The sequence below is a fragment of the Endoryza foliicola genome, from assembly GCF_050589245.1.
Lineage (GTDB): Bacteria > Bacteroidota > Bacteroidia > Chitinophagales > Chitinophagaceae > Endoryza > Endoryza foliicola.
Window position 1 is genome coordinate 64,960 of record NZ_JBOBEW010000008.1, and the last position, 14,260, is coordinate 79,219.

General features: G+C 40.9%; 12 protein-coding genes. 3 read left to right on the forward strand and 9 right to left on the reverse strand.

Annotated features, from left to right (window positions below; translation table 11 throughout):
• Position 1: 1 nt before the first annotated feature.
• The 3 genes from ACQ2HE_RS17070 to ACQ2HE_RS17080 form a co-directional block, all read right to left on the reverse strand.
• On the reverse strand, positions 2–2,734 hold the full coding sequence (locus ACQ2HE_RS17070) for a M14 family zinc carboxypeptidase (RefSeq protein ID WP_430901305.1): 2,733 nt from the start codon (positions 2,732–2,734) through the stop codon (positions 2–4).
• A gap of 661 nt (positions 2,735–3,395) precedes the next feature.
• Positions 3,396–4,082: a hypothetical protein gene (locus ACQ2HE_RS17075; RefSeq protein WP_430901307.1), complete on the reverse strand. Its 687-nt coding sequence runs from the start codon at positions 4,080–4,082 to the stop codon at positions 3,396–3,398.
• Positions 4,083–4,121: 39 nt separating this feature from the next.
• Positions 4,122–5,036, reverse strand: a complete 915-nt coding sequence (locus ACQ2HE_RS17080) for a hydroxypyruvate isomerase family protein (protein ID WP_430901309.1) — start codon at positions 5,034–5,036, stop codon at positions 4,122–4,124.
• A 132-nt stretch (positions 5,037–5,168) separates the two neighbouring features.
• On the opposite strand from ACQ2HE_RS17080, the gene ACQ2HE_RS17085 reads away from it, so the two are divergent.
• Both ACQ2HE_RS17085 and ACQ2HE_RS17090 read left to right on the forward strand, forming a co-directional pair.
• Positions 5,169–6,161, forward strand: coding sequence for a formylglycine-generating enzyme family protein (locus ACQ2HE_RS17085; protein ID WP_430901311.1), 993 nt, complete (start codon positions 5,169–5,171; stop codon positions 6,159–6,161).
• A gap of 38 nt (positions 6,162–6,199) precedes the next feature.
• Positions 6,200–7,528 (forward strand): Gfo/Idh/MocA family protein, encoded by a 1,329-nt coding sequence (locus tag ACQ2HE_RS17090; protein WP_430901313.1) that lies wholly within the window; start codon positions 6,200–6,202, stop codon positions 7,526–7,528.
• A gap of 443 nt (positions 7,529–7,971) precedes the next feature.
• On the opposite strand, the gene ACQ2HE_RS17095 is transcribed toward ACQ2HE_RS17090, so the two are convergent.
• Both ACQ2HE_RS17095 and ACQ2HE_RS17100 read right to left on the reverse strand, forming a co-directional pair.
• Positions 7,972–8,811 carry an ABC transporter permease gene (locus tag ACQ2HE_RS17095; RefSeq protein WP_430901315.1) on the reverse strand — a complete coding sequence of 280 codons (840 nt, stop codon included), beginning with the start codon at positions 8,809–8,811 and terminating at the stop codon, positions 7,972–7,974.
• Positions 8,789–9,745: an ABC transporter ATP-binding protein gene (locus tag ACQ2HE_RS17100; protein WP_430901317.1), complete on the reverse strand. Its 957-nt coding sequence runs from the start codon at positions 9,743–9,745 to the stop codon at positions 8,789–8,791. The genes ACQ2HE_RS17095 and ACQ2HE_RS17100 overlap by 23 nt, the downstream gene beginning before the upstream one ends.
• A 328-nt stretch (positions 9,746–10,073) precedes the next feature.
• Between ACQ2HE_RS17100 and ACQ2HE_RS17105 the strand changes: the two genes are divergently transcribed.
• The gene (locus ACQ2HE_RS17105; protein WP_430901319.1) at positions 10,074–11,504 is read left to right on the forward strand and encodes an Ig-like domain-containing protein; all 1,431 of its coding nucleotides are present in this window, start codon (positions 10,074–10,076) and stop codon (positions 11,502–11,504) included.
• Positions 11,505–12,011: 507 nt separating this feature from the next.
• Here ACQ2HE_RS17105 and ACQ2HE_RS17110 read toward each other — a convergent pair.
• The 4 genes from ACQ2HE_RS17110 to ACQ2HE_RS17125 all read right to left on the reverse strand — a co-directional run bounded on the left by ACQ2HE_RS17110 (position 12,012) and on the right by ACQ2HE_RS17125 (position 14,259).
• Positions 12,012–12,296 (reverse strand): winged helix-turn-helix domain-containing protein, encoded by a 285-nt coding sequence (locus ACQ2HE_RS17110; protein ID WP_430901321.1) that lies wholly within the window; start codon positions 12,294–12,296, stop codon positions 12,012–12,014.
• On the reverse strand, positions 12,289–12,951 hold the full coding sequence (locus tag ACQ2HE_RS17115) for a hypothetical protein (RefSeq protein ID WP_430901322.1): 663 nt from the start codon (positions 12,949–12,951) through the stop codon (positions 12,289–12,291). Before ACQ2HE_RS17115 ends, ACQ2HE_RS17110 begins: the two co-directional genes overlap by 8 nt.
• A gap of 2 nt (positions 12,952–12,953) precedes the next feature.
• Positions 12,954–13,550 carry a hypothetical protein gene (locus tag ACQ2HE_RS17120; protein ID WP_430901324.1) on the reverse strand — a complete coding sequence of 199 codons (597 nt, stop codon included), beginning with the start codon at positions 13,548–13,550 and terminating at the stop codon, positions 12,954–12,956.
• Between the two features lie 64 nt (positions 13,551–13,614).
• Entirely contained in the window at positions 13,615–14,259 is a 645-nt protein-coding gene (locus ACQ2HE_RS17125) for a hypothetical protein (RefSeq protein WP_430901326.1), read from the reverse strand.
• Position 14,260: the final 1 nt, after the last annotated feature.

Consider the following 14,260-nt stretch of genomic DNA (forward strand, 5'->3'; position numbering starts at 1 on the left):
ACTATTGTTTTATTATTTGTTGGATTAGTAAAACTTCATTCTTTTGATTTCTAACTTTTACAAAGTATTGTTGTGCCGGCAGCGAAGTGATATCCATCGTCAATTTTTGAGTACCAATGGTAGAATTGATGAGTTGTTGCTTCAACATTCTTCCATAAGAATCGATTACTTCTACCGACAATTTCTCTGCTTCGTTGTTTTCAATGGTGATAAAGATGTTGGAAGTAGCTAGTGTTGGAGCAACAGTTATCTTCTTCTCTTTCGCATTTAATAATTGAACAATATTGCTGTACACTATATTACCGCCTTTGTCTACTTGTTTCAATCGATAGTAATTGGTACCATTCACCGGGTTCGCATCAACAAATGATCTAGTATCTACTACTGTGATCTTTGAAAGAACCGTAAAGTTTCTTCCGTCTGCAGAGCGCTCTAATTCAAAATAATCGTGTGACGCGTCGGTAACTGCATCCCAAGAAAGTTCATTCCCCAGTTGGGTTACTTTACCGTAGAATCCGTTGATATATGCAGGAAGCGTAGTTAAAGTGCTTTTTGTAACCGTTAGTTCATCGATGTAAAAACCGTCGGCTTGAACAGATGCATTGGATGCGAAACTGAATTGAATCTGTACGTTACTAGCACCCAAGTGCTGAGATAAATTGATGCGCTCACGTACCCAATAGTCTTGACGGCCCGTAAATCCTGGTTGATTTCCCATATTTAGCGCATTCTCTGTAACAGTATTAATTCCAGACAAGTTCACATAAGTTCCTCCTGTTGCTGTGGATCGAGCTGCTACGCGCAATCGATCGTAACCATTTTCCGCATTGTATCGAATCCAGAAACTCAAATAAGCTGCCGTTGAACTCGACAAATCAATTGTTACGGAGGTAAGCGTACTAGAGGCACTATTCGCATAGTTACCTGCGGGCGATTCCGTTACGGATCTAGCACCTGCATATGTTGAAGTAGTTGAAAAACCCCATGTGCCTGTGGCAGTCCACTTTCCTGTAAATGAACCCGCATCCATATTATCACTGAATACATTAATGGCGTTATAGAGATAACTTACTGTATCAAGAATAGTAGTTCCACCTGTTTCAATTTTATAAATCCACTTTACAATGTTTCCATTGGAAATAGATGGTTTTATGTTTACTGCGATACTTCTTTGAACTGTGTCGAGATAGTTCGGTAGAGAACTGATGGTAACCGGGCTTCCTACAGACTGTACGTTAACCAAGGGTAAAACAGTTACTCTTACTGAAGAATCCAAATTCCCCAATCTTCTAACAGTGAATTGTGCTTGAGTGGATAAAGATGCTAGGTTTACAGCAGTTCTATCTTCTAGTTTTGCATAAGAACCGGCGATCAAGGCAGCTTGCAAGTTGCCAAAGAAAGCTTCTTTACAAAATGGAATGATGGTACTTGAGGCGGGCCAGAATGTAGTTATACCTAGTCCTATCTCAGGGCTAAAGCAAGGTACGCTACCAATGTTTGGAATATCACCAATAAAGAACCAATCGTCAGATGAACCATTTGCTTCATACCCTACGGTTTGCAGCGGTGTACCCACTTCGTAGAAATTGTACTTACACATTTGATTACCCGATGTTGCAGCGTAAGTAGCCTGTGCAGCAGTTAAGGTTCTTGTTGGAGATGAATATGAGTTGATCCAGTAGCCACCATATGAGTGGTGATTGATCATTAATGTAAATCTTCTCGTTCTCGCATAGTTTCTTAATACCTGTGTTTCTACTTCCGAAAAAGCAGAAGGTCCGCGATAGTTATCAGCAGAGTTGGTACCGGAAGAGCCAGTATTGTTTAAACCGAAGTCAACTCCATAGTTTCTGTTCAAATCGGTACCAGGATTGGCAGTAGTACCATAGGGTCCCATGTTCTTTCTATGCAAACCACCACCGGAAGGGGAGTTTACTCGGTTGCGTTCATATCCATCAGGATTCATACAAGGGATGAAGAATTGTTCTCTACTGTCTACTAGCTCTTTAATGCGAGGATTGCTTGAATAGTTTTCAAGCAAATACTGCATGTAAAAAATAAGATTCTCCATACCCAATGGCTCACGAGCGTGGTGCATACCTGTAAACAAAATTTCAGGTTCTGCCTCGTCGGTATTTACATTGTCTGAAATTTTCACTGAAACCAAGGGGCGTCCTTGAGTGGTATACCCTATTGTATCCAAGCGTACCAGTGAAGGGTAATTCATCTTCATACTATCGATCTCTTTTCTCATCTCGTCCCATGTATGATAACCGCCCATTGTACCCGGAGTAAAGGCAGTAGGGGTAGTAATTTTCGAGCTCATGTTTTGACTAGGAGCATCGAAAAAAGAAAGCTTGGTTCTTGAAGGGCCAAAACTTGCGGGCTCTTCACTTTTATAGAAATCGGTGATATTGCTTCTCTTTAGAAAGGCTGCTTCCGCATCCGACTCCGTTACAACGAATTTGAAGGGCAAGCGTCTTAAAACAACAAGGTCTGCCTCACTGAGGGTGGTATTAATAGTTCCTTCTTCTTTATTGTAGGAAAAATGGTCGAACTCCATTCCTGCTTGTTGGAGCGTTCGAATGTCTTCACGTGAAGCGTAAATTTTTACTTCACTGTATTTCATCCGTTGAGCTTGGGCGCTCATCGGTGCAATTTGAACGAAGCTGAGGAGCATAGCCACAGCTAAGAACTTGTTTCTTAATGCCTTAAGCGTAAAAATGCCTTTCATTGGTTAGGATATTTGTTTTATCAGGGATCTTGGATTGACTACAAAATATAAGTTAACGCTTAATAATCATAAATATTTTCCCTGATTTCGATAAATGGTTTCATTTAGTCGATTTTTGGTAAACCTGTAGAGAGGGTAAGTGGTTGATTGTAAAGAGGAAAGGAGAATTAAGAATGAAGAATTAAGAATGGAACAGCCTGGGGGAATTAATAATTAATAATGGAACAGCCGAAATATAGGAACGAGGAGAAGAGGAAACGAGGAACGAGGAAGTACTGAGAAAGAAAAGGAAGATGAACAGGGGGAATTAATTAAGAATGAATAATTAACAATTAATAATGGAACAGCCGAAATACAGGAGGGAGGATGGAGGCTGGTTTTGCGTATCTAAAGCAGTCGAGTCTATCCCGTGAGGAACGATACGGGACAGGCGAAGCCGTTGCGGGAAGGGAGGAAATACACACAAACTGCCAGCGCTGCAGTACCGTAGCGAACGCTGCGCCGCCGCGGTGAAATAAAAATCTATGCGACAGCTCTGCGCTCTTGGCGTTCTCCGCGGTGAATCCTAAGGCCCAAAGCCTAATAAGGAAGAAAAAATAACTTTACCACAAAAAAAGGGATTCCAAAGAACCCCCATTATTCATTATTTAACACGTACTTATTAATTAAAGACCGCATCTTTAATCCCTTTATTTATGGAATAAGTGGTATAAGTAATAGTCACCCTTCCCTTGGTATTTTCAGATGGAGCGGGTTTGGTTTTTTTGATACCGGGGTCATAATCGAACGCGATCCCCTTAGGAAGCTTGTAATCTTTAGTGTCAAAAATAAACACCACTTTATCGGGCAATCCCCAATCGGAATACTTTCCATAACTGAACTCCATTTCATAACTGCCATTGTCTTTGGTAGTAGTAATGGCTTTCACAATCAACAGCTCCTTTTCATTAATATATAAGGTAGAAGCCACCACATCGGTTTTTTCATCTAATGGAATCAATTTCAAAATAGTAACGGTGGCACCATTAAAAGTAGTAGAACCTGCAGCCACTGCGGCAAAGCGATCGCCCGCAAAAAGTCCACTCAGGTTTACACTCATGCCTCCTTTCGGAGTCACTGCAATCCCATCTTGCTTTTTTATTTTGAACTTATCCGGATTTTTGTAATACACCAAGATATCAGAAGGCGGCACTTTCATGAAACTTACTTCTGTTACCATATTAGCCTTCGCTTCATAGTCTTTTACTTTCGCTAATTTGGCTTTTACTTTTTGAGCCAATGCATTGGCATCCTGCGCCTTAGCCACAATGCTCGATAATACAACGATCACCAATAATAATCTCTTCATATCATTAAAAACAACAAAGCGTTGGAAATTGTTCTCATTCTAAAATGAATCTGCGTCTTGATACGCTTTAATAAGCGCCAATTCACCCTCTTTTCCGGCTGCAGCGTTTCCGTGTTCCATCCCCATTACTCCACGATATCCCTTATTATAGATATGTTTGAAGATATTACGGTAGTTCATTTCACCCGTGCCCGGTTCGTTTCTACCCGGATTGTCACCAATTTGGAAATACCCAATTTCATCCCAACACTTTGTAATATTGGCGATGATGTTTCCTTCATTGCGTTGCATATGATACATATCAAATAATATCTTACAAGCCGGACTGTTCACAGCTTTGCAAATCATGTAAGTTTGGTCGGAGTGGCGGAGAAACAAATCCGGATTGTCACTTAACGGTTCCAATACCATCACCAAATTATTTTTAGCTAGAATTTCAGCGCCTATTCTTAGGGCTTTGATCACATTTGCCGTTTGCATATCAAAACTCAAACTACGATCGTAATTGCCCGGCACAACCGTCATATGTGTTGCGTTTACTCTTTTGGCAACTTCTACAGCTTCGTTACAGTCTTTCACCATCCGATCAATGAATTCTTGTTTTCCGGTAGTTAAACTCATTTTCCAATGCCAACTGTCGGAAGTAATTACAAACACTCCCATGGTCATTCCATATTTCGCCAAGGCCTCTCCTATCTTCTTTTGCTCATCAACCGAACGCGACATCATGCCATTGTCTTCAATACTTCTAAAGCCTTGTTCACTGGCAAATTTTATTTGATCAATAAAGTTATTGCCGGCAGTATTTCGGAACATTCCTTCATGAATTCCATAGTTGTGCTTGAATTTAAATGGTGCAGCTTCGACTGGTGCATTAGATGCCTTCAAAGAAGAACCAATTACAGTTGCTCCACCCGCAAGAAGTCCTTGTTTCATGAAATGACGACGTTCCATAGTAAATTATTTAAAAACTAAATTAAACCCTTTTTAGAGATCACCACTCAATTTAAGCAAACGTTTCCCTTAATTTTCTGAATTTAGGGCCAACGGTCACAAAACAGTGCCAATATTCCTTAATTTTCCGTTATGAAGAATTGGCTTATTGTACGTGTAATTTTTACACTTCTTTTTATTGGTTTTTGGGTATTAGAAATTGCAGCACAATCAACCGACTCGAGCAGAGCAGCTTATACGCTGCAAATTCCCGGATCGTTGATAAGTTTCAAGATGGTTCCTATCAGTGGCGGTAGTTTCACCATGGGTAGTGTAGAAACTGAGAAAGGAAGAAGAGCAGATGAGGGACCTCAGCACACAGTAACAATTGCCCCTTTTTGGATGGAAGAGCATGAAGTTACTTACGATGAATTTCTCTTATTCTTTAATGATGAACAAGTGAGTAGAAACTCACAGGTAGATGCCGTTACTCGGCCTACTCCACAATACATTGATTTAAGTTGGGGAATGGGAAAACAAGGTGGTTTTCCGGTGAATAGCATGAGTCAGCACACGGCAATGATGTATTGCAGATGGTTGTACTTGAAAACAGGTCAGTTTTATCGATTGCCAACTGAAGCTGAATGGGAATATGCCTGCAGAGCCGGCTCCACCACAACTTATTTTTTTGGTAACGATGAGGCACAACTGAAAGATTATGCTTGGTTTGCTTTGAACAGCAAAAACAAATATCAAAAGGTAATGCAAAAAAAACCCAACGCATGGGGCTTGTACGACATGTTGGGAAATGTGGCCGAATGGACCCTCGATGGTTACAATGAAAGTTTTTATGCGACGGACAATGCGAAGAAAGAAAATGCCCTAGCTATACCTACTACCCAATACCCAAGAGTGGTTAGAGGTGGTGGCTATTTGGATCCGGCTGACGCATTGCGTTCTGCTGCCAGAACCAAATCGGAAGCGCGCTGGAACAGAAGAGATCCACAAATTCCAAAAAGCAAATGGTGGCTCACCGATGGCATGAGTGTTGGGTTTAGAGTAGTGCGCCCTGCAGGAAATTTTACAAAAGAAGAAATTGAAAAGTTTTACAACGACTTTTTAGGAACTAAAGAAGAAGAACAATAAACAACCAACTATTTCAAAACACACCCAAACAATTGCATATGAATAAACATTCACGCCGCGATTTTGTGAAACAAACATCGTTTTTGGCCGGAGGCATTTTTTCTGCCCCACTCATTGCCGGAGCTACCAACTATCATTCAGGAGCTGCCGGTACAATCAAGATTGCCGTTGTAGGTTGCGGCGGTAGAGGAACCGGTGCTACCTTACAGGCATTAGTTGCTCGTCCGGAAGTTACGCTGGTAGCGATGGCCGATGCATTTCGCGATCGACTCGATAGCTGCTACAAAACGTTGATGAGTGAAGATGCCTCCGATTCAAAAGGAAACAAAGTTGACCTTAAACCCAAGATTCAAGTTCCGGAAGAAAACAAATTCACCGGATTTGATGCTTATAAAAAAGCCATTGCGTTGGCCGATGTAGTTATTTTAACCACCCCTCCCGGTTTCCGCCCTATTCATTTTGAAGAAGCGATCTCTCAAGGCAAACATGTATTCATGGAGAAGCCAGTGGCTACCGACCCTGCCGGTGTTCAAAAAGTATTGGCAGCGGCTGCCATCGCTAAAGAGAAAAAATTGAATGTGGTGGTAGGTCTTCAACGCCATTATCAAAACAGCTATCGTGAATTGTTCAAGCGTAAGGATATGATCGGCGACATCGTTTCTGCTCAAGCATGGTGGGACAACGATGGTGTTTGGGTCAACAAACGCAAGTACCAACAAACTGAAATGGAATACCAAATGCGCAACTGGTACTATTTCAATTGGCTTTGTGGTGATCATATTACGGAACAACACATTCACAATATTGATGTGATCAACTGGTTCAAAGGTGGCTATCCGGTGAAAGCGCAAGGTATTGGTGGACGTCAGGTGAGAAAAGGCAAAGAATACGGAGAGATCTTCGATCACCATTATGTTGAATTTCATTATGCCGATGGCTCAATTTTGAACAGTCAGTGCCGCCACATTCCGGGCACTATGAGTAAAGTAGACGAATTGCTAGTGGGAACCAAGGGTAAAATTTTTGCAGGAGCCGCAAACATCGTTGACTATAAAGGCAAAGTATTGTATCAATACGACACCAAACTAGAAAACAATCCATACCAAACCGAACATGATGAATTATTCGATGCCATTGTGAAAGGTGAATACAAATTTGCTGATGCAGAAAACGGTGCAAAGAGTACCATGACTTCAATTTTGGGAAGAATGGCAACTTATTCCGGTCAGGTAATTGAATGGGACAAAGCGATCAATAGCGGGCTGTCGATTCAACCAAAAGTGTACGATTGGAATGCTGCGCCTCCTACACTGCCTAATGAGGATGGATTCTATCCGGTGGCGGTTCCGGGGAAGACAACGTATTAGTGGCGTGAGTTGTGCAGCTTCGCGGCACAAGGAATCTCAAAGGCAAAGAAGGGAAAGGAGTTACGCAAAGTTTTCCTATTCGTAGTTGCCGAGTGTTTAGAGGAAAGTCCGTTATAGTAGAGGTTATTAACCACAGATCACGCAGATTATACAGATTACCACAGATTAGAGGCTGTAAGATGATACACTCTGGTCTGTGGTATTTTTTTTGAACCGAAGCGGTGGTTCAAAGAATTCATTCAATTAACCAATTCTCAAACCATCACATCTTCAAATTACCTGTTCTCATCCTCCCTCTTGTATTTCGGTTGTTCCATTATTAATTATTAATTATTCATTCTTAATTAATTCCCCCTGTTCTTCTTCCTGTTCTTTCTTGATCTACCCGGCTGTTCCATTATTAATTATTACTTATTAATTATTAATTGCCCCCTCCTCGCTTCTTAAGACAAAATGTCCTTCTTCTTAAACACCCACCAAGAAGCTCCCAACAAAACGAGAATATAAACAACCAATACTTTTGCTGAATATCCGATGGTGGCATAATCGATGGGGTTATCAAAGTATCCTTTCCAACCTAACATTTGAGAGGTAAAAAGATAAGGCTTCATTAAATTAAACAGCGGTATGTCCATTGTAGAGAGAATAGTTGCTACAATAACAACGCTCATAGTGGTTGCGATTGGGCCCAATGAATTCTCCGCGAACAATGAGAGAAAGAAAGAGATGGTAGCTACCGTGATCATGGCCAGTGAGGCAAATCCGAATGATAAAAAATACCTCCACAAAATATCATTCGACTTTATTTGTACAATCTGTTCACTTTGAAAAATGAGCATATCTCCTTTTCCAAAAAACACGAGCGAAAGCAATAAAGCCAAAAAGGCCATCCAAAGAAGAAGAGCGATGGTATACGTAACAGTAGCCAAATACTTTCCTAAGAGCAAAGAAGTTCTGCTTATGGGTTTGGTGGCAATCAAACGCAGGGTTCCCATGGCAGCTTCACCCGCAAACATATCACCGCCTACCATGGCTATTAGCAGTGGAACGTGAATCAAAAGCGTTTGAAGCACAATGTAACAGATTAAATATCCATTCATCACCTTTCCTTCTACATTAAACGTGTTCTTGATGCTTTGCAACATGAAACTCACATAGGTTTCTCCATCTACATACAATGCCAATTGAATCAACATCACAATAGCTGCAATGGCACCGAATGAAATATAGGTGCGAGGGCGCATGAATATTTTATACAACTCAATTCGTAAAACGGTCAACATGTTGATTAGCGCTTGTAAGTGATAAGAAATAATCTTCTAGTGAATACTTTGGTTGAAGAGAAATCAATCGGCCACCTTCATTAATTATGAAAGAAGAGAAGCCGGGGATCTGATTTTTATCTATCTGAAGTACGAATCCTGTACCGGTTACTTCTGTGATGTTTTCTGCCCATATAGAAGACTGCAATACAGTTAGCATTTCAGCAGGATTCTCCAGCTCCACATTAACAATCATCTTTGAAGGATCGAACAATTCTTTCACAGCGCCTTCCACTACTTTCTTTCCTTTGTCAATGATGATCATCCGATCGGCGATCAACTCAATTTCACTTAGCAAGTGAGAAGAAACCAAAATGGTTTTGCCTTCTTTCTTACAAAGCTTCAGAATCAAGTTTCTGATATCGGCAATCCCTTGAGGATCCAAACCATTGGTTGGTTCGTCGAGAATAATAAGATCAGGATTGTGAATGAGGGCTACCGCTAAACCGAGGCGTTGTTTCATGCCCTGAGAAAAAGTGCGGACTTTGCTATGCGCTCTTTTCTCCAAACCAACCTGAGTAAGTTGGTACATAAGCTGATCTTGGTCGGGTTTCAACCCGCTGAGTCGGGCAAAAAGGCGTAGGTTTTCGTAAGCGGTTAGGTATTTATAGAGGTCGGGGCGTTCAATAACGGCGCCAATTTTGGAAAGAATTTCTGAGCGATTGGTTTCCAATGATTTGCCAAAAATCTCGATACTGCCTGAACTGGGTTTGATGAGTGACAAAAGCATTCGAATGGTAGTAGATTTTCCGGCGCCGTTTTGGCCCAGAAAACCGTGAATTTCACCGGGATATACTTCGAAAGAAAGGCCGTCTACCGCCCTCAATTCCTTGTATTCCTTGGTAAGATTCGTAACTTTTATGACCGGATTCTCCATATGCATCTGCAAAGACAAAATATATTACAAAAGGTTTGAAATCTAAAAAACTGCCTATGAGTTAGTTAGCTCAAGGTAGGCATAAAATTAAGTGGATGCACTTGCAAATACTAAAAACGGCTACTATATTTGTTGCACTACAAACATCCTAAGAGAATTCCGTTTCAGATTCTCCAATTTCCTTTCTCTAATTTCTAGTTTATTTATTGTGTTCCAATAACTATGTACCACACAGTACAAGTCATTAGTTTTTTCCAGATATACCGTCCAACCTACGAAATGCCCCAATGGTGGATTACCTCCCACCGCAGTGCTTAACTTTTATTCATTCTGAAACCTGACAAAAATGAAACGCATTATCGCTGTATGGGCATTATTGGCTTTTGCTAACGCGAAAGCTCAGACGATTGAAAATTTTAACACCAAACCGGGTGTTTCAACCAATCAAGTTCGTTCTTATCTTCAAACCAATTGCTGGGTAATTGCCGACTTCGATGTAAATCGGAATGGCTGGACTCCAACAATGGAAGGAAATGGTGCGATGGTATCATCGGCACTAGGAAATGGACATCCAAACAGTGGTATTTTTACCCCCGTTTTAAATATCAATGGATCCTTAACCGTAACTTTCTTGTATCAGTTTAGTGAAGCTTTGGCGGCAAATGCCAGCAGAAAGCTTTCACTTCTACTGGTAAATGCTGAACACCAAACCGAACAAGTATTGGACGAGATCAGCTTTACCAAAGTAACACCTAATTCAACTTACACCTACGAACACAGCTTTAGCAATTTAAAGAACGGTGCATACAAACTTTGTGTGAAGTATAGTGGTGTAGGTGGTGCTACTAAAGTTGCCATCGACCAACTGCAATTCTCAGCTCCCTATTTTTACAACAATGGTTGCAACGAAGCACCGGTAGCGTCAAACGAAACGATCACAGGTATGCCCGATAGAACCGCAACCGGTTCCTTGATGGCCACTGATAAAAATGCTCAAGACCAAAAGTTGAGTTACTACATTATAGGCAATTCTCCTGATGGCGAAGTTAAAATTACAGCCGATAACCAATTCAGCTTTGTTCCTAAACCTGATTTCAAAGGCAATAGTACAAAATTCACCTACCAAGCTTGCGATAATGGTGCAGGCGCACTTTGCTCAAATCAAGCAACGGTTACACTTCAGTTTCCAGCCGGAACATCGAATGGTTTCGCTTTGGCAAACTTGAAAGGCAATTATGAATCAGCAGGTGATGTGGTATTGGATTGGAACAGTATTGCAGAAGTTTCTGGTGATCGCTACGAAATAGAACGCAGCACCGATGGAAAGAAATGGAGCACTGTTGGTAGTTTGAAAGCTGCCGGTAGATCTTCACAGTTAAAGTCTTACCGCTTTTCCGACCATGTCGGTTCTTATACTGCAAAAAGAAAAGATTTGTTCTACCGACTGAAAGCAGTGAACACAGGCGGAGAAGCTTGGACCAGTAAGATTCTTGTAGTTCGTGTATACAACTCTACATTTACTCAAATGATCAGTGTGGCACCAGATGTAGCTAAAAACGATATCACCGCCACTGTTCAATTGAATGAACCAGCTATCATTGTAATGAAAGTAGTAGACAATGCCGGAAGTGAAATCATGCGCAAGTCTATTAAAGCGAACGGTGGGTCTAATACTTTGGCAATGGAAGGAACCAATAACCTTGGCAAAGGAAACTACACATTCGAAGTAATTGTAAACAGCACCGAGAGAATGTCGGTAGCACTTATCAAAGAATAAGAGATAATTGATAATTAATAATTATTAATTAAGAATTAATAATGGTGGGCATGCCTCATGGTATTGAAATGTAACCACGGTAGAACATTTGTACCACTCACTGTTTCAACTATTTGGATAACAATTTTTTTGTTAGGTTTATCAGAGGTAAAGAAGTACCCGGAGAGATCCGGGGCTTTTTTTTTGATCAGGATTTACAGGATTAAAGGATTTACGGGATTGTGATTTTAATGGATCGATAAGATAAACCTATTATTGGTGAGGAATGGTTGAAAGGATTGAGAAATCGACGCTGTAGGCGTCGAACATCAGTAGCAATTGATCAGGATTCACAAGATTAAAGGATTTACAGGATTATGATTTTAGTGGATAGGTTAGATGGATGCCTGTTTGATAAAAAATGGATGTTATGATGATCGGGCAATCGACGCTGTAGGCATCGAACATCAGTAGCAACACGATCCTGTAGGGGTCGAACCTTAGTAGAATTGAAGCCTTGTTTCAATCTTATTTACCTAAATAAGATTGGAGGTTGGCGACGTATATTTCAAAGGCTTTGATACCTTCGGGAGTGATTTTGCAGATGGTTTGAGGATAGTTGTCTTTGAATTGTTTCACCACATCAATGTAACCGGCATCTTTCAACTTATTGATTTGAACGCTTAAGTTACCTGCTGTAGCACCTGTTTTCTCTTTGATAAACGTGAATTCTGCTTCTTTCAGTCCAATTAATAGAGAAACCACTGCCAAGCGGAGTTGAGAATGTAATATGGGATCAAGATCCTTAAACATTTTTAATGCCTGCCTTTTGTTCTAAATACATTTTCCGAAGCTTAATTCCGGGAATCAACCAAGCCAACATAGCTGCTGCAGCCATTAAAAGGAAGTCGGTTGCTAAAGGCGTAAAAATCGCAACAATAGCGGCTACCCAGCAAAAGATTCCTCCAATCATCATCAACTTAAATTTCCTTACAAAAGCCGTTACCAAGGTGGGTAATCCGTACATAAACAAAAGCAAGGCAGCGCCATAGCTCCACAACTCAAACTCAGGAGCTTTGCCTCCCAAGGAGCGGTATTCTTTCAAGATGGGATACAACTCGTTCGATAAACTTGCTAAAGTGAAATTGATAAAGAAAACGCCAAACGCAAATGCGATCCAGACGTAATCAATTGATTGATCAACCCAAGACTTAGTAGCTTTTGCCTTTTTTTCTCGAATGGAAAGCCAGATTTGCGGTATCAGTCCTAGTATTGGTAAGATCCAGATGTCAAATGGAAATCTGAAACTGGTAGTAATTTGGATGTATTGTGCTATGGAGCAAAATGTAATGATGGAGCCCCAGATTATTGGGCCCAAACCGGATTCTACAAAATTGTTCTTTGCAGTGGAGATCATCTTAGCGATGAGCTCCATACTTTCCTTTTCAGATAATGGCTTTTCTTCCATAATCAATGTTGTTCTTTATATCTTTTTTTAAGAAAATAACCGGGAACAATCCAGGCAATGATTACCGCTAATCCAAGAAGTATCATGTGGTAGTCTGGAGAAACCCAATTTGAAATAACACTTAGCAACCAACAGCATACGCCTCCAATGGCAAGTGGTTTTACTTTCAATATAATTCCACTTAGAAATGTAGGAATCCCATACAAAGCCAATAAAATAGGTGCGTACATTCTATAAAAATGACCTACATCGTTTGTGCTACCAATTGCCAAGAACGACAAAAACATGGTTACAATAAAGCCCAACCAAACATACCCTACAATACTATCGGCATAGGTCTTTACTTTTTCATGTTTCCTGCGTTTGAACAAATAATAGAACTGATAGATAGCTGCAACCCAAGTTAGTCCCCAAATATAATAGTAGTGAGGCGTGTGAAGAATGTGTTGTAACACAAACTGCCCAATCGAGCAAATCAAGATAACCCAGCCCCAGAACAGGTACAAATGCCCATTCTCACTAAATTGGTTACGCGCCTTCTGGATCATTTCTTGAATGATCTGCAGGCTTTCGGTTCCACTGAGCGGTTCTTGTTCCATATTAATGATTATAAGTCGACAAATATAAAGAGGTCCCGGCCGTTTTGACCGGGACATATGCACATTATTTCAACTGTGATAAGAAATACATTACTTGCCCTTTTCCCCAGTTAGGATGCAGTGAAGAAGCAGGCTTGAACGACTCAAATTTCTTTTGAGCACTCAAAAACAATTCTTTTGCCTCTACTTTACTTCCGCCAAACTGTTCCGGAGTATAAAATTTATCTTGTGCTTCGAGAATGTCTACTCTCGGATTGTTGGCATCTAAGGCTCTTGCTTTGGCCAACGCTTCCGCCGCAATAGGACCCTGGGTTTGATAGCGGGTCATTGGATCTGCCGACATTCTTAAAGTGGCTATCATCTTCTTCACACAAAACAACTCCGAATTAGCTTGTGTAAGTGCCATGGCTTTGTTCAACATGGCATCTGCCAAATCTGCTTCCACATCCATCTTTGCAGGATCTTGACCCATTGCGGTATAACCGATCATTACATGACAATAAGCAGCATAGTAATATGGCAACCACTGTGTTTTTTCCGCATCAGCTATGCGTTGAAAAGTATTGGCGAGGTCTTGATAACCACCGGCAGAGCGCGTGGTATCCAAGGCACCAATATTGGCTAACATGGCTTTTTCATAACGCTCCGATTGAGCAGAAGCGGTAGATATCAAAACGGTAAGGCTTAAAAAGAGAAGAAACTGTTTCATG